This window comes from Natronomonas gomsonensis, from assembly GCF_024300825.1.
Taxonomy (GTDB): domain Archaea; phylum Halobacteriota; class Halobacteria; order Halobacteriales; family Haloarculaceae; genus Natronomonas; species Natronomonas gomsonensis.
Map to the genome: position 1 here is coordinate 2,032,080 of NZ_CP101323.1, position 17,426 is coordinate 2,049,505.

Here is a 17,426-nt window from a genome sequence, read left to right on the forward strand (position 1 = left end):
GTTCGACATCGCGGGCTACTCTTCGTCGTCGGCCTCGCCGGCTCGAACCGTCAGCACGGGGCAATCGGCGCTGCGAACGACTTTCTCGGCGACGCTGCCGAGGAGGAACCGGTCGACGCCACGCCGCCCGTGGGTTCCCATCACGACGAAGTCGATGTCGTAGTCGTCGACGTATTCGAGGATGCCGCGATACGGGGAGCCGCCGGCGACGGTGCCACGAATCGAGTCGACGCCCTCGGCTTTCGCCCGGGCACGGGCGTCGTCGATTGCGCGTTCGCCTTCGGCTTCGAGCGCATCGAGGAGTTCCACCTGTCCGGCCTCCATCACCGGTAAGTTCTCCTCTACGACGTAGAGGACGTGGAGTTCCGCATCGTACCGCTCTGCGTGGTCGATGGCGTGGTCAAGCGCGGCACTCGCTCCGTCGCTTCCGTCCGTCGGAAACAGTATTCGGTCGTACATGGTGTATCATGGGGAGGACGCGGTCGAACCGACCACATCAGTCACCCCTTACTGGAAATTCGTCTTCCATCGACTAATACACCGGGTCGAATCCCGAACAGCGAGAACTCCGTGAGCGGGTCGGTTGAGCAGCCGAAACGAAACGGCGGACAGTACTCGAATCCCGAAAATCGAGATTCGACCAGAGTTATTTCAACCACCGCCACGATTCATAAGATATGTACGACCGATTGTTGCTTCCGACGGACATGAGCGCGGGTGTCGACTACGCAATCGAGCACGCTATCGACGCCGCAGAGCGGTACGATGCGGAACTCCACGTCCTCTATGTCGTCGACGCCGACGCCTACAGCTCCTACCCCGGTGACGAGTACGTCCACGAGTTCGAGGGATTAGAGAGCGCACTCGAACAGGCAGGCGAGGACGCGGTCGAAGACATCGTCGCCGCCGCCGAGGAGGCGGGCGTCGAAACGCATCCGGTCGTCCGTCACGGCGTGCCCCACGAGGAAATCCTCGCGTACATGGACGACGCCGACATCGACCTGACCGTCATCGGGTCGAAGAACCGCTCCGGAGAGTACCGCCGACTGCTCGGCAGCGTCGCCGACCGCGTCGCGAACATGGCCGAGCGACCGGTCACCATCGTCAAGACGCCAGTCGAGGAGTAGCCGACCTCACAGCAACGACAGAAGCGTCAGCGCCCACCCGACGCCGACGCCCGCCGTCACGGCGACCTCGGCGGCACCGGGGTCGATCGGTGGGTTCCTGAACAGCGCGTCGTACAGCAGCGCCGACGCGAGGAGACTGCCGCCAGCGAGGCCGTGCGGGAGCGCAACGCTGGGGTGGAGACTCACGACGGCACCGGCGAGGAGCGCAACTGGGATACCGACGAGAACCCACTCGTAGCGGTCGAGCATCACGTGAAAGTAGCGGGCGCGGGCGGAAAAGCGGCCCGCCGAATCCCACCGGCCGAGAGCGACTGCCGGGGCGTTACGGCGAGCCGAGATACCCCCACGACAACAGTCGGTCTCCGTCGCCGTCTATCCAGCGCTCACCGATGTCGTCGCGGTAGTAGAGGTTCGGGATGACGATGTCGTCGATGCGGTCGTAGGCCTGTTCGCGGGCGACACCCATCGTCTCGCCCTTCCCGGTGACGACCAGCGGCATCCCGGACTCACCGGCGGCGCGCCACTGGCCGTCGACGTTCTTCGCGTCTTCGATGTGAATCCCCTCGCGGCTGTCGGTGTCGAAGACGACCGCCGCGTTCCGTGAGTTCTCGTCGTAGGTCTCCTCGTCATCGAACGGAAACGGCGGGAGGACGACCCGGACGCCGACCTGATACCCTTGGTGGACCTGCAGGTTCGGGTCCTCGCCGTGTGCGAGGTCGTAGAAGAACCCCCCGGTGGGGGATTCGAAGGACTCCTCCTGTAGCGTGATGGTCGGATAGCCGAATCGGGGCGTGAACTCCAGCGGGTAGACGCCCTTGTCGTTGACGATGCAGTTGAGGTCGATGCTGCCGACGTATCCCTCCTCGGCGAGGAAGTCGGCGAGTTTCCCGAGCGTCCGCTCGAAGAGGTCGTTCGGGTCCGCCCAGAACATCGAGGTCCCCATCTCGCCGGTCGAGGGGCCGATGTTGCCCGGGAACAGTTTCTTGTGCTCGAAATTGAAGTTGATTGGTTCGACGAACTCGCTGCCGTTGAAGAACCCACAGACAGCGACCTCGACGCCCCCGACGCGGCGCTGGAGTTGAAATCCCTTCATCCGGTGGCCCCACGCCTTTTTGTAGGCCCGGAGCACGTCGACGACGTCGCTGCCGTCGTCCTCGCGGCCGACGTACACCAGTCGCTTGACGTTCTGGACCTCCCCGAGCGGTTTGATGACGTAAGGGGCGGGATTGGCGTTGACGTAGTCGATGGCGGCGTCGAAATCCGAAAACTCCCGGTGGTCGAGGGTGGTGACGCCGTGGTCTTCGAGCACCTCCATCGCGTAGCCGCGGTCTTCCTCCAGTCGGTCGGTGTTCGGCGTTCCACCGACGACGGCGTGGCCCTCCGCACGGAGGTCCGCCGCGAGTTGCCCCGTTCCCACCTCCGACCCGACCCAGATGTCGTCGAAGACGATTACGTCGGCCCACTCGATTTCCGCCTCCCAGTCGTCGGTCTTCGGGACGAACCCGTCGGCTATCTCCTTGTCCGACGCCGCCTCGATGTAGTACTTCACGTCGTGACCCTCCTTGGAGGCCTGCCACGCCACGTCCCCGATGAGGGCCGCGTCCAGCGAGACGAAGAGGAAGCGTTTGCTGTCCATGGGCTACCCGACGATGGCCACGAGGTAAAGCGTGTGGGCGACGTTCGACCGTCTCCGGGAGCGTCTCCCTCGGGGCACGAACTATCCGTGGAAGCCGAAGGGGACGCGAAAAGTGCCGTCACTCGGGGACCGCGTCCTCGAATCCCCACTGCTCGGCACGGGCCTTGGCTTCCGTGCGGGCGTTCTCGCGGAGTTCCGCGATGGCTGCCTCGTCATCGAGGAAGGCATCGAGAGCGTCCCGGCCGTCCTCGTGGTCGGTCCCGGCGACGCGTCGCGTTCGCTCGGCGAGGTCGGGAGCGCCGGCCAGGCGCTCGGCGGCCATCCCCGGTGGGACTCGGAGGTCGTCGCTCTCGTGGGCAATTGCGAGGTCGGTGGCGTCGAGGGCGTACAGTTCCAGCCGGTAGGGACCGGGGCCGATGGCGGCCAGCGCGGGCGGTCCGCCGCGGTCCGAGCCGACGTGGTAGGCAAGGTGGGGAACGCCGTCCTCGAAGGTGACGACGCCGCTGTCGTCGGTGTCGCCGAGGAGCGCGTCACGGGGTTCGACCACCGCGTAGCCGTCGAGTCGGCGGTCGAGAGCGTCCTCGAGGACGGCGGCGAGGTCGGTGACGACCCGCGAGCGGAGCAACTCGCCGTCCGGAATCATGGCGGGTCGGGGATGACTGCGGTCCGAAACCGGTCGGCGACGGCATCGGAGTCGCCGTCGGCGGGGTCAAGCGACGCCGCGGCCTTCCGGAAGGCCGCGGCGGCCGCCGAGTCGGGGGCGTGAGCCAACAGCGGCTCGCCGGCGGCACGGGCCTCTCCGGCGGCGTCGGTCTCGGGAACCGACGCGAGAAGGGGTCCCTCGAAGTAGCGGTCGGCCTTCGCGGCCACGTCGCCGATGTCGCCCTCGACGCGATTGAACAGCGTGCCCGCGATGTCCGACCCGTAGGACAGCGCGTACTCCTGGACCTTCAGGCCGTCCGACACCGCCGGGATGGTCGGGTTGAGGACGACGACGACCCGGTCGGCCAACACGATTGGCAAGACGGCGCTCTTCGAAGCCAGCGTCGCCGGCGAGTCCAGTAGCAGTACGTCGGTGTCGGACGCGAGGTCGGCGACGGCGTCCCGGAGTCGTTCGGGGTCGGCTGCCTCGAACGCCGCGAGCGAAGTCCCGCATGGAACGACGGACATCCCGAAGCGCTCGTAGGTGGCCGCCTCGACGGGAGCACCGCCCTCGACGAGTACGTCGTGAAGTGTCGTCTCCACGTCTGCGAGGCCGGCGTGAAACAGCAGGTTCGCCATCCCAGTGTCGGCGTCGACGACGGTCACGTCGTAGGAGTCGGCCAGCGCCATCCCGAGTGCGAGCGTGCTCGTCGTCTTGCCCGTGCCGCCCTTTCCGGAGGCCACCGCGAACGCCTCGACCATTTAGGTTCGACTGCTTCGGTTTCGAATATAAGGGTTGGGATGGCGGCGCGGCAGTACTTGCCGCGAATTTGACTAACAATCATTAACGTTTAAGACCATGTAGGATGTGGGTGGTAGTAGATGACCCGAGACGAGATCGAGCCAGTCGTTCCCGTTATGCCCACCGAGGAGACTACCGACACCGTCGTCGCCGACGGCGGCCGCAAAAAGCGCTACGACGCTGGTGAGGTAGACGCACCCCTCGTTCCGGACCTCCGGTAACGGTCTCGTCTTCTTCAGTTACGCTTCGTCGCCGAGCGACGGCTTCGGCCCTCAAACCACGTCGCCGCGAACGGTGACGCCCTCCTGGGACGCCTGATAGGCCCGGAGTTCCTCGGCCGCCGCCTCGGCTTCCGACTCCTCGAGCCCGAGCATTTCAAGCGACGCCGACAGCGTCGGGAAGACGAACTCCCCTGCTTCCAATTTGCGGAACGCCTCCTCGCTGACCTGCCCGCCCTCGTCGTCGTCGACCCACAGACACGCCGCCCGTGGGTCGAGCAGTTGGGTGTAGTCCTCACGCGCGCGAGCGCCCTTGAGCCGCTGGGTGACGTTGCGCTCGAAGCCGGTGTTGCAGACCTCAAGGTGGACCGGTTCGTCCTCGAGTAGGTGTGCCGCGAGACACTTCTCGGGGGCGACGTGACCGTTGGCGTTCGCCCGGACGTACTCGGGGTGTTCGTCGGCCCACACCGCCGCCACCGTCTTGCCGACGCCGGAGACGCCGAGGCGTTTTTCGAACTCTTCCTCCCGATCGGGCGCGTCCTTGAACAGCAAATCCTTCGTCAGATACACGTCGAGGCGCTCGACGGGGTCCATCCCCAACACGATGTCGCCGAAGACCCACACCTCTCTGACGGGGACGGGCATGGGTTCGGACTGGACCGTCTCGACGATGTCGCGCAGGCGGGCGACGGCGGCCTCGCGGCTGAGACTCATCGGTCGGCCGTAGGCCCTCTGCGCCGAAAACGGTTACTGGTCGTCACGACGAACGTACAGGGTCTTCTCGACGGTTGCATGGACCGTTCCGTCCTCGTCGACGAGATTGGCCTCGTAGGTTCGGTTGGTCGACTCACCGACGTCAAGGTCCCGGAGCGCTTCGAGTTCCGAATCGGGAATCTCCATCTCCGCCGACAGCGTCGACTCCCCCGGTTTCTGGAAGTCGATTTCGGCCTCGGTGTCCCAGACGGTGAACTCCTCGCCGAGCGTCTGAATCAGCATCATCATGTAAATCGGGTCGACGGCAGCGTAGAGACTCCCGCCGAAAATCGTACCGACGTAGTTGCGCGTCCGCCACGACAGCGGCACTTCGACGTGGATTTCCTGCCAGTCGTGCCGGACGTACGTCACCCGGCCGCCGCCGAATCGGTAGGCTGGAAACAGGTTGAACTTCAGACGGGCCAACCGCGTCCGGAGGGATTCGGTCATACGCGGCGGTGACCCGCGTCCGACTAAGCCCGTTCGGTTGTCGCGCCGAGGCGAAACCGGTATCCCGCCGAACCGGCAAGCCACCAGTAATGGAGTGCGACAAGTGCGGCGACGACGCGGTGATGCACGCCGCCTACTCGGGGCTACACATGTGTGAAGCCCACTTTCGGCGGTCCGTCGACTCCCGCGTCCGCAAGCGGATTCGGGAGGACAGCCTGCTGTCCGACGACGCCACGCCCGACGACCCCGAGACGTGGCTCATCGGCCTCTCCGGCGGCAAGGACAGCGTCGTGCTCACCCACATTCTCCACGACACCTTCGCGGCGGACCCCCGCGTCGAGTTGGTCGCGCTCACCATCCACGAAGGCATCGAGGGGTATCGGGACGCCTCACTCGACGCCTGTCTGGAACTCACCGAGGACCTCGACATCGAACACGAAGTCGTCTCGTATGCCGACGAATACGGCCTTGAGATGGACGACGTGGCCGATGACGACCCCCTGAACATGGCACCCTGTGCGTACTGTGGGGTGTTCCGTCGGGACGCCCTCTCGCAGTACGCCGAGTCCTACGGCGCCGACAAACTCCTGACGGGCCACAACCTCGACGACGAGGCCCAGACGGCGATGATGAACTGGCTCTCCGGCGACGTGGCACAGATGGCCCAACACTTCGACGCCTCGCTGGGGAGTTTCGACGACCGGGAGGTCGACGACGACCCCTTCGTCCCTCGCGCCAAACCGCTGCGGGACATCCCCGAGAAGGAAGTCGCGCTGTACGCCCACCTCGCGGACCTCCCGAGTCACATGGCGGAGTGTCCCCACGCCAGCGAGGCCTACCGCGGCGAAATCCAGCAGTACCTCTACGACCTCGAAGCCGACCACCCCGGCACGCGACACTCCATCATGTCCGGCTACGAGGAACTGGCTCGACTCGCTGCCGAATCCTACCGCGGCGGCGACGACGAACCGCGTGGGGAGTGTGACCGCTGCGGCGCGCCGACGAACAACGCGGTCTGTCGGAAGTGTGAACTGGTCGATGCCGTCGGCGGCGAGTTGGCGAGCGACGACTGATTTCGGGTACCGTTCGAGACGCTTCAGAACGCCGTCAGCCGAGCGTCATACATCGTGTTTTACGCAGGAATAGTCAGATGAAACATCTCGATAGTTGCTACTCGAACCACCGTACTGCGGCGAAAAATAACGTTTAAGATTTCAGACTTATCGGATTACGTCAAGTCCGTTGTTCTTCTCGACTTCCGAGCGGCCGCCGTCGGTTTCGCCCACGCCGAAGTCGCTGGAGCTGCCGGTGTTGGCCGACTGCTCGGGCGGCGAGGAGGCGAACTCGCCGTCCTCTTCGACGCCCTCGATGGCTTGCCGGGAGGCGTCGGCCTGCTTCTGGGTCGTCGGGCCGAGAATCTGGGCCGACTGGACGCCCGTCATGATGGCCATGACGCGGACCTTGCCCTTGTACTCGTCCTGAATGCGCGCGCCCCAGATGACGTTCGCGTCGGCTTCGAGTCGCTCGGTGATGTTCTGGGCGATACCCTCGGCCTCTTTCAGCGTGAGGTCGGGGCCGCCAGTGATGTGGACCAACCCGCCGGTCGCACCACGGTAGTCCACGTCCAGCAGTGGGTGGTTCATCGCGTCGTTGACCACCTCTTTCGTCTTGTTTTTGTCCTGAGTCTCGCCGACCAACATGACCGCGACGCCGCCCTGACCCATTATCGAGGTCATGTCGGCGTAGTCGAGATTGATGAGGCTCGGCTGGGTGATGGTCTCGCTGATGCCCTTCACCGTCTCGGCGATAATCTGGTCCATCACCGAGAACGCCTTGCCAATCGGGAGATTGGGGACGTAGTCGAGCAGGCGGTTGTTGTCGAGGACGATAATGGAGTCCGCTTCGTTGCGGAGTTTCTCCAGCCCTTCCTCGGCTTTCACCGTCCGGGCGCGCTCGACGTTGAACGGCGTCGAGACCATGCCCACGACGATTGCGCCCTGCTCTTTGGCGATTTTCGAGACGACCGGCGCCGCACCGGTACCCGTCCCGCCACCCATGCCGGCGGTGACGAACACGAGGTCCGCCTCGCCGAGGACTTCCTTGATGGTGCCTTGGGCCATCTCCGTGGCGCGTTCGCCCATCGATGGGTCGCCACCGGCACCGAGCCCGTTGGTCAAGGACTTGCCGACGAGGATTTTCGTGTCGGCTTCCACCATCTGCAGGTGCTGTTTGTCCGTGTTGATGGCGATGGTGTCGGCGCCGTCGACGCCGATGTTGTACAGTCGGTTGACGGTGTTGTTACCGGCACCACCGGCACCGACGATGACGATGCGCGGGTCGCCGAACTCGTCGCCGTCCCCGTCCAGGTCGGCGTCCATGTCCCGCGACTCCTTCTCGGCGTTCTCCAACGCGGAGTTGACGATGTCCTGCATCGTCTACACCTTCGCCCACGGGCGGTTGCTGTCCCGAGGCTCGCCGTCTTGTTCATTCAACATCTCGCGCACGGCCGAGCGAATCGCCTCGCTCCGGTTGGGGTACTCCCCCGTATCGACCATGCGTTCGACCTCTTCGATCTGCTGCTTCGGAATCCGTAGTGTCACACGCTCCATTGTTGTATTCCCCTTAGTCTGTGGGTAAGACGACATTGCACACGCGACCGTTACCGCGTTTACACCGGGAATCCGAACCGTAGCGGCCATCTGCGTACGTCGGCCGACCCGGTGTAAGACGTGCCGTCTTACGCAGATGTATGCACATAACCAGAATACTTAAACCTTAGGGTGGGCGTAAGACAGATTCGTAAAAACGGCGTTTACAGCCACCTACCACACATATTCAGCGTTTACGTATCTCCGAGAACGTCCGCTGCGGTGGTCCGCCGACCACAGCTGGGGCAGAACGCCCAGTCCGAGCGGACCTCGTCGCCACATTCACAGAACACCCTGTGAGACGCCTTCTCCCCACAATTCGGGCAGTACACGTCGGATTGCGTGAGCTCTTCCCCGCACTGTTTACACGCGTCGTGTGCCGCGTCGGACGCGTTTTCGGGGTCCGCCTCGTCTGTCTTACGGGCTTCCCCCGTCTCGTGTGACACGCCCGCAGAATCGCCATCAAGCGTGATGTTTACGTTCACGTCTTGGGGTTCTCGTGGCGTAAACGACCGGTCGAGTCGGTCGGCGATGAGGGCGTCGACGCGCTCCGCGATGAGGTCGTCGAGGGATTCCTCCGCGATGGAATCGGTAGAGTCGGCGTTTGCACCCCCTTGAGTCGTGTTTACGGACGTTTCGCCCTCGTCGAGATACGCCCGGAGCGCCTCCCGCATGACCTCGCTCTTCGAAGCGTCGTACGCTTCGAGCTGACGAACGAGGTCGTCGTCCGCCCGGAACGTAATCTTGCTCATTGCTCGTCTGACGATTGTGTGTGACAGTATTTTAATCTTCCCGCGATGTCAGACACGCGTCCGTCCGGCGGCAGACGACGGCGGATGATAACCGTTAAGTCCGACAGGGCATTCGGTTCGAGTACGCCCGCCCTTAGCTCAGACTGGTAGAGCAGTCGACTGTAGATCGACTTGCCCCCCGTTCAAATCGGGGAGGGCGGACTACATTTTCAGTCGAATCGTGGCAGACAGAGCTTCTGCTGTTCCTCGCCGCCAGCGGTGCTGAACGCGTCGTTTCCGATTTCGTCAGACGGGCCTCAAAACTGGAGCAGAACTGGAAGCAAGTCGCCGCCCTTCGCCGTCTCGCGGTTTTCGTAGTTGAACCGGGGGTGCGGCGATGAACGGCCCCCCGGACAGCCTCGACCCTCACCCGGACGATGTTCACAAGACGGACCCCATCGACCGGCCGCTCTCCTTCTGGGATTCGGCCCACCAAGAGACGATTTGGGACCGCTCGAAGACGCCCCGAGGCGAGGACTACGAACAGCCGCCGACGACGGCGGTCGAACGTCACCGCGTCGATGTCGACCTCCCTCCAGTCCGAGATACGAACTTCCTCTCGGAATTCATCCGCTACAAGTGCCGGTCCTGCAGAGAGCGGTGTCTGATTGCTCGGGACACCGAAGCCGCCCGGTATCGGGAATGCCGCGACTGCGTTCGGCTTCCCGATCTCCAGCGTGAGCTGGTCGACCACCTTCTGCCGTCGCTCCACTGGGCGGCCGACCTCGACCTCGACGGTCGGCCAGCCGTCGCAAGCGGCGGAACAGCGGAGCGCCGGGCACCCCCAAGCGGAGCGGCCGGAAGCGACCCCTTGCGGGTCGACCCGGAAGCCGGCGCGCAGGGTCCGACCGAAGGGACGGACCCAACGACGGCGAAGCCACAGCGGCGTCTGAGCGATTCCAGAGCGCGTACGGACGGTGGTCAGCGTGAGTGACGCCCCGTCGCTTCAGTCCACCGGCGAAGGCTACGAGTACGTTCGCTGTCGTGCCGACGGTGCTGATGATACGGTCTACATCCACCGGCTTCTGTACGTCGCTGAGAACGGCCTCGACGCGCTTCCTGCCGAGTACCATGTTCACCACCGAACGCCGATTCCGTGGCTGAACACGCCCGCGAATCTCGTCGCCGTCGAACCTGAAGAACACTCCCGTCATCACCTGCACGACCAGCCGGTTCGTCAGTCGCCATGACCGGCGAGCGTCAGGCCTCCGTTTCGGGTGCGCACGCACCGGACTGGGAGTCCCAGTCTCGGCCTTCCAAGACTAACCCGTCAGCCCAACACAGCCCGGCTGAGACGGGCGATACGGCTGACCGTCTGGACCAGCGCACCCGCTGGTGGAAGCGGAAGAACGCCATCGTGGACGACTTCATCGCGGACCACGACGGCTCCCACCGCCCGGTGTCGGTCGTGGAGTCGACGACGCTCCGCGAAGATGCGTCCCTCGGTGCTGATGACGGCCACCGCTCCAAGTCGTGGTCGGCCGTATTACGGGAGTTCCTCGGCTGGTACAACGATTACCGATGGATGCACCTGCGGTTTCGGGACCCCGACGGCGACCTCGTGCGTGCCCCGATGCTGAACTCCCACACGCCTGCGTACGGCGACATCTACTACGCGAAGTTGAAGGCGCTCGAACGGCAGGTGCTTCAGAAGTTCGAAAACCCACACGTTGTGATGCTGACGCTGACCGGCTCGACGAAAAACGGCGCTGGCGGTCCCCGCTGTCCGGCCGACCACCTGCGGGACGTGGTAGACCCCTTCGAGAACAACGTGCGGCCGGCGCTCCATCGCTCGCTTGACGTTGACCGCTGGGAGTACGCTAAAGTCATCGAACACCACAACAGCGGCTACGGTCACATGCACGTCGCGGTGTTCGTCGACGGCGAAGTCTCCGAAGCGGACTTCCGACCGGCGATAGACGCCCACCTGAAACACTGCGACATCGCCCACCGAGACGCCCACGACTACCACCACCCGGAGGAGGACCGGCGACCGATTTCGGTGAACCGAGTCGACCCGGATGTGGACCCGAACGCCGACGACGTGGCGGCGGTGAGTAACCTCGGGTCCTACATCGCGGAGTACATCGGTTCCTACGGTGAGGAGTTGTTCGACCGCTCGCTGGCGGAACTCGCCTTCCGGTCGGTGTGCTGGGCGACCGGCACCCAGCGCGTGACGTTCTCGACAGGCTCCCGAGAGTTGATAGACGCCGAGTTACCCGACGACGAAACCAGCGATGACGGCCCGGTTGAACCGTCGCACTTCGCGCCGGGAACGACCGCCGAGGACATCGAGAAGGCGGCGACGGACCCCGACCGAAGCGTCTCGAAACACCTGCAAGGTGGCCCTGACGGCTGGTCGCTCGACGGCGTTGGTGTCGTCGATGAGCGCGGCGAGAGCCGCCACGACGTGGAGAACGTCGGGGTGTCGTACGTCCAAATCGACGGTGCCGAACACCTGGACCCGCCGAACCCGCAGCCGCCCGACCGCCCCAGACGCCGGACGGCTGATACAGACCTGAGTCACTACTGAGCGGTGCGGTCGTGACGGCGGCGAAGCCGCCGGAACACACGCGCAAGAGGCCCGGCAGGGAGATGGGTGACCCGTAAGCCCTCAAGCATGAGGAAGGCCCCCCCGGAGGCGCGAACTCGCCCGGCACGAACCGAGTGAGGGTGGAGTTCGCAATTCTCGTCGATTAAGCCGGCCCGCAGCGGAGCGAGGACCGGAAGCAATCATCGACGAGAAACGGGAACGGAAAGCGGAGCGGCCCGATTGAGTCTCGCGCCCGGTGAGCTCGCGGAGGCGGGCGGAACCGGAATGCTCGAGGGCGCGGAACGTGCCCGATCTCCCCGCCCGGCCCGCGCCTGCGGTGCGTCCCGCCAGTAGTCCGCAGTTCTGCCGACTCTGTTGGATTCTTATTTGTTAGACACCATTATCCGTGAAATAGCCGTTACATAGGACTGCGAATGTACCGAAAGTGTATACCCGCAGAGACCATTCGGCAAGTATGAAGCCGTCATTTAGACGTGACACGATTATTTTTATTAGTGTATCTGTGGCAGGCCTCGTAGCTGTCGGCGCTCTTGGGGCATTTATACTCGGAGAAACGCCCTCTGTGTTTCTCCGTGACAAATTTACTGACCCTGTCTGGCTATTCAGCTGTGTGTTTCTGGTGACCATCTGGGTTTGGATGTATCCAAAATCACAAACGAACTGCGATAAACAAACAAGCTAATTTTCTGCTGGCTTGTTGTCTACTTAGTCTGTACTGACCGGAATGCTGCCCAAAGTTTACGTATCGCTTCGCTCGCTCACGCCTGTCGAATCGTCTTCTACTTGGTCTTGGTTGATGAAACGCCCCTGCTGAACGTCGTACTCCTCTCGAAGGTAGGCGCTTCCCTCCTCGGTTATCATGTAGACTCCGTGGCCGACTTTCTTTAGAAGTCCATGCTCTGCGAGCTTCTTACACCGGTCTGAGATTTGGGAGTTAGAGATTCTGATGTAGTCGTTTTCAGTCAAATCGCCAACGCTCATCACACCATCTTCGTCGACCTCGATGGCTTCGAGAATTCGGTCGTCCCAGACGCTTTGCCACGAACCGCTTCGTCTCACTGTTTGTGATATCTCTCCTTTCGCATCTAATATCATGTGTTTCGAGATATATAGGATAGTTCCCGCTGGTAGCACCTGCATCAGATTTATCTGATACAGCCCTGTTTAGTGGAATGCGGGGCCGAGTCCGCTGGCGGCGCTGCTGGTCGTCACGAAGGCGGGCCGTGCTGGAACACGGCCCAGAAGGCCCCGTGGTGAAAGCCATGCACGGAACCAACTTGGGGCGTTTCAGCCCCATCGACCAGAAGGAATCGGCTGTACAAGAACCCGACGACCGCTGTGCCTGCGGCGACCCGGCAGTGTGTGCGACCGTCGACGGTCTCCGCTGTCGCGGCTGTGCTGTTCGGCACGATCTCCTCGACCACCCCGAGACGGCCCCTGTTCTGACTGCGGTACAGACAACCCGCCGACCCACCAACCTCGTGTTGAGCGGTGGGTGTCGGGAAGCGACGCCCGCCGACCGGCCCCCTGCGGGTCGGGAGGCTGGCAGTCTGCTGACCCGACTCGAACACGACCCCCGACTCGAAGTGAACCGTGAGGTGGGCCGATGAGTCGATTCGCTGACCTCGGTCCGACCGCTCGCCGTTCGGACCCGGCGATGGGACCGATACCCGACTGCGCCCACCCGCGCGACAGTCGGAAGCGCCCCGATTCCGGCGGTGCGCTCGGCTCCCCGTCGTTCTACTGCGACGCCTGCGGACGGCTGGTGATTCAGCGATGACCCGCTGTACTTGCGAGGAGCCGGAGCCGATGGCGGTCGGCCCGCACGGGACGGACCTGCTCGGTGGCCCCGAACGGTACTGCTTCGTCTGCCGATACCGCGTCGCCCCCGAGGTGGGCGTATGAGCGCGACGGAACCGGAGTGCCTGTGTATGGTCTGCGGAGTGGCGGTCGATTCGCTCCCGCCGGAACAACCGTACGACCGTCGCTGTATGGACTGTCGGCTTCGCGGCCGCAGGGCCTCGTGGCGACTGCGGTTCGAACTCAATGGCGTGTCACACCGGACCGACTGGTGCGACGATTTCGAGGCGGTCGAATCACTCCGCGAATACTACGTCTCGCACGGCATCGGGTCGAATCACCGACTCGGACGGCGCGTCACGGAAGGTGATTCGGAGTGAGCGACGACCTCGAATCACTATACCCGGCTGAGGCTGTCGACCTCTACCGAGAGGGCCGGGACGACGTGTCCGACGGGACGATGGAAGGCCAGAAGTACCGCCTGCGGGCGTTCGTCGCGTGGTGCGAAGAAGAGGGCATCACGGACCTCAACGACGTGTCTGGTCGGGACCTGTACCGCTATCGAGTGTGGCGGCGAGAAGGCGGCTACTCCGGGCAGGAACTCAAGACGGTCACGTTGCGCGGCGACCTGAGTACGCTCCGGGCGTTCCTGCGCTTCTGTGCTGACATCGACGCCGTTCCGGGCGACCTGTACGAACAGGTCCCACTGCCGACGACATCGGGCGCGAACGACGTGAGCGATTCGACGCTCGACGCCGACCGCGCGCTGGAGATTCTGAAACACCTCGAAACCTACGAGTACGCGAGCCGGCGGCACATCGTGGTGCTGCTTCTGTGGCACACCGGCTGTCGGGTCGGTGCGCTCAGGGCGCTCGACCTCGGTGACCTCGACCTCGACGGCGACCGTCCCCGAGCGAACGGTCCCGCGGTTCGGTTCGTCCATCGACCCGAGAAGGACACCCCGCTGAAGAACGCCGAGGGAGGTGAACGGTGGAACTCCATCGGCGGCGGTGTCGCCCAAGCGGTGAAGGACTACATCGACGGCCCCCGCGTGGAGGTGACCGACGAGTACGGCCGCCCGCCGCTGGTGACGACGGAACACGGCCGGATTGCGACCTCGACGGTTCGCTCTGAGTTGTACCGGGTGACTCGTCCCTGCTGGCGCGGGGCGACGTGTCCGCACGACCGCGACCCGGAGACGTGTGAGGCGACCGAGTACGCCCAGATGAGTACGTGCCCGTCGGCCCGATCTCCGCACGACGTGCGGAGTGGTCGGGTGACGGCGTTCCGGCGACAGGACGTTGACCGGGCGTTGGTCTCCGAACGACTCGACGCGAGCGAGGAGATTCTGGACAAACACTACGACCGCCGGAGCGAGCGCGGGAAGGCGGAGCAACGCCGGAGGTTCTTCGACCTATGACGCGAACGCCCAGCGACCGGTCCCGACATCCGCGAAACCGGGTTCGGGGAGGGCGGACTTTTCCTGCGAACGGAGTGAGAGGCTCGTTTTCGCGAGCGACGAAGCCGCGAGCGTTTTCCAGTCGAATCGTGGCAGAACGCCTACGGTCGACCGCCGCGACTCGCGAGTATGTCCGACAGCCACTCGATACCCGTCGACGGCGAGTCCGTCGCCGCCGAACACCACCCCGCCGCCGGCGACCGCTGGCTCGTCTTCTGTCACGGCTTTCTGAGCGATAAAAGCGGCAGCTACGAAGCCCGCTGTGAGCGGGCCGTCGAGGAGGGATACGACGCGGTCCGGTTCGACTTCCGGGGCAGCGGCGACTCCGACCGACCGTTCGTCGAGTCGACGTTGAGTACGCGACTGGCCGACCTTCGAGCGGTCGTCGACTACTTCGAACCCACCTCCTATGCGCTGTTCGGCTCCAGTTTCGGCGGGAAGGTCGCACTCCATGCCGCGACCGACGACCGCGTCGAGGCCGTCGCCAAGCGGGCGCCCGTAACCTACAACCGCGCCTTCGACGACTACCGCGCCGCCGTCGCCGATGCGGGCGAACTCCGCATCGACGACGGCCACGCTATCGACGGCCGGTTCTTCGATGACTTCGAGCAGTATCCCTTCGCCGACGTCTCCGACGCCATCGACGTGCCCGTGGCGATGTTTCACGGCGCGTCGGACACCTCGGTCCCGATAGCGGACACCTTCGAGGCGGCGGCGACGCTCGACACCGACGTGATGGTCTCGAAGTTCGACGGGGAGGGCCACCGCTTTTCGGCGGCGGCCGAACGGCGACTGTTGGACCGACTGTTCGCGTGGCTCTCCGAGCGGTAATCCTGTTCACGAACGTGTACAAAGCCGTCGCAATCGGCCGATTTGAAACGTCGTAGGATATTATATGCAGGCCGTTGGAACCGTCGTGTGAGGCCACGACCGGAAGCCACGTCGGGGAACGTGGGACGCCGTACCGCTCGGTCTCGGGAGGAACCAGATATGCCACTGCTAACGCGCGTCCGACAGATGTTCGGAACGTCACACGTCATCCACGAGTGTCGACGCTGTGGAACGAAACTCGACGGCGAGTTCGACACCTGTTCGAACTGCGACTCCGACGACATCGCCCGCTACGACATCGGATGAGAGACGGTCGTTCGAGCGTCGGAGCCACCACAAGACATATTCTGTCGGTCGAACACGACAAGTTCGATGCCCGCCCTCCATCGGTTGTGGGCACGCCGCCAGCGACAGCCACGGTTCGTCGCCGCGTCGCTGGCCGTGCTCGCCGTCCTGCTCGCGTATCCGGCGATACAGTGGTGGCTCCAGTCGGCCGGTATCGCCGGCGAGTTTCGCTTCTATGACCTCGGCGCCTACCGCAGCGCCGTCAGCGCGTGGCACGCCGGAGACCCCCTGTACGTGCCGAACGACGACGGCGGCTACCACGGCAGTTACCTCTACCCGCCAGTGTACGTCCTGCTGTTCGCGCCGCTGTCGGAACTGCCGTTCCGGCAGGCCGGCGTCGCCTGGAACGCCCTCTCGGTGGCGCTGCTGTGGGGTGGCTTGCAGGCCGTCGTCGCCGCCTACGGCTGCCGGTTGGCGTGGTACGAACGCGGTCTGCTCCTGTGGGCCATCCTCGGCTTTCATCCCGTCATCCTCTCGATGCGACTCGCACAGGTGTCGGTGTTCCTCGCCGGCGTCCTGTCGGTCGCGCTTGCGGCACTCATCTACGCCGACCGCGACGACGGGGACCAACGGCTCCAGTACCTCGCTGGCGCCGCGACGGCGGTCGCCGGAACGGTGAAACTCGTCTACGCTCCCACCGGCGCACACCTCCTCGCGAATCGCCGCCGATTCGCCGCCGCCGTCCTCACGGGGGTGGCGCTTTTGGCCGTCTCGCTTGGCGTCTTCGGCGTCGATACCCACCGCGCGTACCTCGATGTGCTCGCGTGGGGGAAGGGGTGGGGCGGCGGCCGCCCGCCGAGCCTGTGGCTGCCGGCGTACTTCCGGCCGCTGTACGTCCTCGGCGGGACGCTTTCGCTTGTCGTCAAACTCGGACTGTCGGCCGTCGTCGCCGCGCTCGCGTGGCTGGCGGCCGGCGAGGGAGTCGACGACACGGTGTTCGGCCTCGGTGTCGGCGCGACGCCGCTTCTCGCACCGCGACTCTACACACAGGACCTCACGCTCGTGTTACCGGCCGCCGTCGTCGTCCTGGCGACCGAACTCCGACGCGACGGCGGCTACCCGACCGTGCCGGTCCTCGCCGTGGGACTGGCCGCCGTCCACGCCTACGGCCTCTATCTCCTCGTGGAGGTGCTCCCCGACAGACTCCCGTTCGGGGAGACGCTGCTCGACGCCGCACCGATGTTACAGCCCGGACTCTGGGCGGCGGTGCTGCTCGCCGTCTTGGCCGGGTGGCGAATCGCCGAATCCGCCGATTTCGGCCGGCTGAGATACGGTTTGGATTCGAATCGGTCACACAGTTGAATTGCCCAATACGCTTAACATCAACGCTATCGCAGTGTACGGTTGTGACGTCGGGGATTCGGGTCCTT

25 protein-coding genes and 1 tRNA gene are annotated in these 17,426 nt (G+C 64.4%); 15 read left to right on the forward strand and 11 right to left on the reverse strand.

Translation table 11 applies throughout. The annotated features are described in order from the left end of the window. Positions 1 to 15 precede the first annotated feature (15 nt). Entirely contained in the window at positions 16 to 459 is a 444-nt protein-coding gene (locus NMP98_RS10925) for a universal stress protein (RefSeq protein ID WP_254857596.1), read from the reverse strand. A 218-nt stretch (positions 460 to 677) separates the two neighbouring features. Between NMP98_RS10925 and NMP98_RS10930 the strand changes: the two genes are divergently transcribed. Beyond that, a complete protein-coding gene (locus NMP98_RS10930) occupies positions 678 to 1,127 on the forward strand; it encodes a universal stress protein (protein ID WP_254857597.1) in 450 nt (149 codons plus the stop codon). Positions 1,128 to 1,133: 6 nt separating this feature from the next. Here NMP98_RS10930 and NMP98_RS10935 read toward each other — a convergent pair whose 3' ends face one another. From NMP98_RS10935 to NMP98_RS10950, 4 genes are all read right to left on the reverse strand, one after another. Next, entirely contained in the window at positions 1,134 to 1,376 is a 243-nt protein-coding gene (locus NMP98_RS10935) for a DUF8015 family protein (protein WP_254857598.1), read from the reverse strand. 73 nt (positions 1,377 to 1,449) lie between these two features. Continuing rightward, complete coding sequence (locus NMP98_RS10940; protein WP_254857599.1) at positions 1,450 to 2,763, reverse strand: phosphoribosylamine--glycine ligase; 1,314 nt, start codon at positions 2,761 to 2,763, stop codon at positions 1,450 to 1,452. A 118-nt stretch (positions 2,764 to 2,881) separates the two neighbouring features. Further along, positions 2,882 to 3,406, reverse strand: coding sequence for a DUF8054 family protein (locus NMP98_RS10945; protein WP_254857600.1), 525 nt, complete (start codon positions 3,404 to 3,406; stop codon positions 2,882 to 2,884). Continuing rightward, on the reverse strand, positions 3,403 to 4,167 hold the full coding sequence (locus tag NMP98_RS10950; protein ID WP_254857601.1) for a nucleotide-binding protein: 765 nt from the start codon (positions 4,165 to 4,167) through the stop codon (positions 3,403 to 3,405). The genes NMP98_RS10945 and NMP98_RS10950 overlap by 4 nt, the downstream gene beginning before the upstream one ends. Positions 4,168 to 4,287: 120 nt before the next feature. On the opposite strand from NMP98_RS10950, the gene NMP98_RS10955 reads away from it, so the two are divergent. After that, positions 4,288 to 4,428, forward strand: coding sequence for a hypothetical protein (locus tag NMP98_RS10955; protein ID WP_254857602.1), 141 nt, complete (start codon positions 4,288 to 4,290; stop codon positions 4,426 to 4,428). A gap of 51 nt (positions 4,429 to 4,479) precedes the next feature. Here NMP98_RS10955 and NMP98_RS10960 read toward each other — a convergent pair whose 3' ends face one another. Together NMP98_RS10960 and NMP98_RS10965 are read right to left on the reverse strand one after the other, a co-directional pair. Further along, positions 4,480 to 5,139 (reverse strand): DUF7095 family protein, encoded by a 660-nt coding sequence (locus NMP98_RS10960; protein WP_254857603.1) that lies wholly within the window; start codon positions 5,137 to 5,139, stop codon positions 4,480 to 4,482. A 33-nt stretch (positions 5,140 to 5,172) separates the two neighbouring features. Continuing rightward, positions 5,173 to 5,628, reverse strand: a complete 456-nt coding sequence (locus NMP98_RS10965; protein ID WP_254857604.1) for a DUF4442 domain-containing protein — start codon at positions 5,626 to 5,628, stop codon at positions 5,173 to 5,175. 89 nt (positions 5,629 to 5,717) lie between these two features. Here NMP98_RS10965 and ncsA point away from each other — a divergent pair, with 89 nt between their 5' ends. Further along, the gene (gene ncsA / locus NMP98_RS10970; RefSeq protein WP_254857605.1) at positions 5,718 to 6,701 is read left to right on the forward strand and encodes a tRNA 2-thiolation protein NcsA; all 984 of its coding nucleotides are present in this window, start codon (positions 5,718 to 5,720) and stop codon (positions 6,699 to 6,701) included. Positions 6,702 to 6,848: 147 nt separating this feature from the next. On the opposite strand, the gene ftsZ is transcribed toward ncsA, so the two are convergent. From ftsZ to NMP98_RS10985, 3 genes are all read right to left on the reverse strand, one after another. After that, positions 6,849 to 8,060 carry a cell division protein FtsZ gene (ftsZ, locus tag NMP98_RS10975; protein ID WP_254857606.1) on the reverse strand — a complete coding sequence of 404 codons (1,212 nt, stop codon included), beginning with the start codon at positions 8,058 to 8,060 and terminating at the stop codon, positions 6,849 to 6,851. Positions 8,061 to 8,063: 3 nt separating this feature from the next. Next, a complete protein-coding gene (gene cdrS, locus NMP98_RS10980) occupies positions 8,064 to 8,237 on the reverse strand; it encodes a transcriptional regulator CdrS (protein ID WP_156710226.1) in 174 nt (57 codons plus the stop codon). A 233-nt stretch (positions 8,238 to 8,470) separates the two neighbouring features. Then, entirely contained in the window at positions 8,471 to 9,028 is a 558-nt protein-coding gene (locus tag NMP98_RS10985) for a double zinc ribbon domain-containing protein (RefSeq protein WP_254857607.1), read from the reverse strand. A gap of 127 nt (positions 9,029 to 9,155) precedes the next feature. Here NMP98_RS10985 and NMP98_RS10990 point away from each other — a divergent pair. From NMP98_RS10990 to NMP98_RS11005, 4 genes are all read left to right on the forward strand, one after another. Next, a tRNA-Tyr gene (locus NMP98_RS10990) sits at positions 9,156 to 9,229 on the forward strand. Between the two features lie 175 nt (positions 9,230 to 9,404). Next, positions 9,405 to 10,001, forward strand: coding sequence for a hypothetical protein (locus NMP98_RS10995; protein WP_254857608.1), 597 nt, complete (start codon positions 9,405 to 9,407; stop codon positions 9,999 to 10,001). Next, positions 9,994 to 10,257 carry an HNH endonuclease gene (locus NMP98_RS11000; RefSeq protein WP_254857609.1) on the forward strand — a complete coding sequence of 88 codons (264 nt, stop codon included), beginning with the start codon at positions 9,994 to 9,996 and terminating at the stop codon, positions 10,255 to 10,257. Before NMP98_RS10995 ends, NMP98_RS11000 begins: the two co-directional genes overlap by 8 nt. Positions 10,258 to 10,424: 167 nt before the next feature. Next, complete coding sequence (locus tag NMP98_RS11005) at positions 10,425 to 11,600, forward strand: hypothetical protein (RefSeq protein WP_254857610.1); 1,176 nt, start codon at positions 10,425 to 10,427, stop codon at positions 11,598 to 11,600. 759 nt (positions 11,601 to 12,359) lie between these two features. Here the strand turns inward: NMP98_RS11005 and NMP98_RS11010 are convergent. Beyond that, entirely contained in the window at positions 12,360 to 12,680 is a 321-nt protein-coding gene (locus tag NMP98_RS11010) for a winged helix-turn-helix domain-containing protein (protein WP_254857611.1), read from the reverse strand. A gap of 203 nt (positions 12,681 to 12,883) precedes the next feature. Here NMP98_RS11010 and NMP98_RS11015 point away from each other — a divergent pair, with 203 nt between their 5' ends. The 8 genes from NMP98_RS11015 (at position 12,884) to NMP98_RS11045 (ending at position 17,358) form a co-directional block, all read left to right on the forward strand. Then, entirely contained in the window at positions 12,884 to 13,231 is a 348-nt protein-coding gene (locus tag NMP98_RS11015) for a hypothetical protein (RefSeq protein WP_254857612.1), read from the forward strand. Further along, the gene (locus tag NMP98_RS11020) at positions 13,228 to 13,401 is read left to right on the forward strand and encodes a hypothetical protein (RefSeq protein ID WP_254857613.1); all 174 of its coding nucleotides are present in this window, start codon (positions 13,228 to 13,230) and stop codon (positions 13,399 to 13,401) included. Before NMP98_RS11015 ends, NMP98_RS11020 begins: the two co-directional genes overlap by 4 nt. Next, entirely contained in the window at positions 13,398 to 13,526 is a 129-nt protein-coding gene (locus NMP98_RS19460) for a hypothetical protein (RefSeq protein ID WP_268105369.1), read from the forward strand. The genes NMP98_RS11020 and NMP98_RS19460 overlap by 4 nt, the downstream gene beginning before the upstream one ends. Beyond that, positions 13,523 to 13,801, forward strand: coding sequence for a hypothetical protein (locus NMP98_RS11025; RefSeq protein WP_254857614.1), 279 nt, complete (start codon positions 13,523 to 13,525; stop codon positions 13,799 to 13,801). The genes NMP98_RS19460 and NMP98_RS11025 overlap by 4 nt, the downstream gene beginning before the upstream one ends. Continuing rightward, positions 13,798 to 14,841, forward strand: a complete 1,044-nt coding sequence (locus NMP98_RS11030) for a tyrosine-type recombinase/integrase (RefSeq protein WP_254857615.1) — start codon at positions 13,798 to 13,800, stop codon at positions 14,839 to 14,841. The genes NMP98_RS11025 and NMP98_RS11030 overlap by 4 nt, the downstream gene beginning before the upstream one ends. A gap of 168 nt (positions 14,842 to 15,009) precedes the next feature. Beyond that, complete coding sequence (locus tag NMP98_RS11035; RefSeq protein ID WP_254857616.1) at positions 15,010 to 15,711, forward strand: alpha/beta fold hydrolase; 702 nt, start codon at positions 15,010 to 15,012, stop codon at positions 15,709 to 15,711. 159 nt (positions 15,712 to 15,870) lie between these two features. Further along, the gene (locus NMP98_RS11040) at positions 15,871 to 16,017 is read left to right on the forward strand and encodes a hypothetical protein (protein ID WP_254857617.1); all 147 of its coding nucleotides are present in this window, start codon (positions 15,871 to 15,873) and stop codon (positions 16,015 to 16,017) included. A 66-nt stretch (positions 16,018 to 16,083) separates the two neighbouring features. Further along, the gene (locus NMP98_RS11045; protein WP_254857618.1) at positions 16,084 to 17,358 is read left to right on the forward strand and encodes a glycosyltransferase family 87 protein; all 1,275 of its coding nucleotides are present in this window, start codon (positions 16,084 to 16,086) and stop codon (positions 17,356 to 17,358) included. The last annotated feature ends 68 nt before the right edge of the window (positions 17,359 to 17,426 follow it).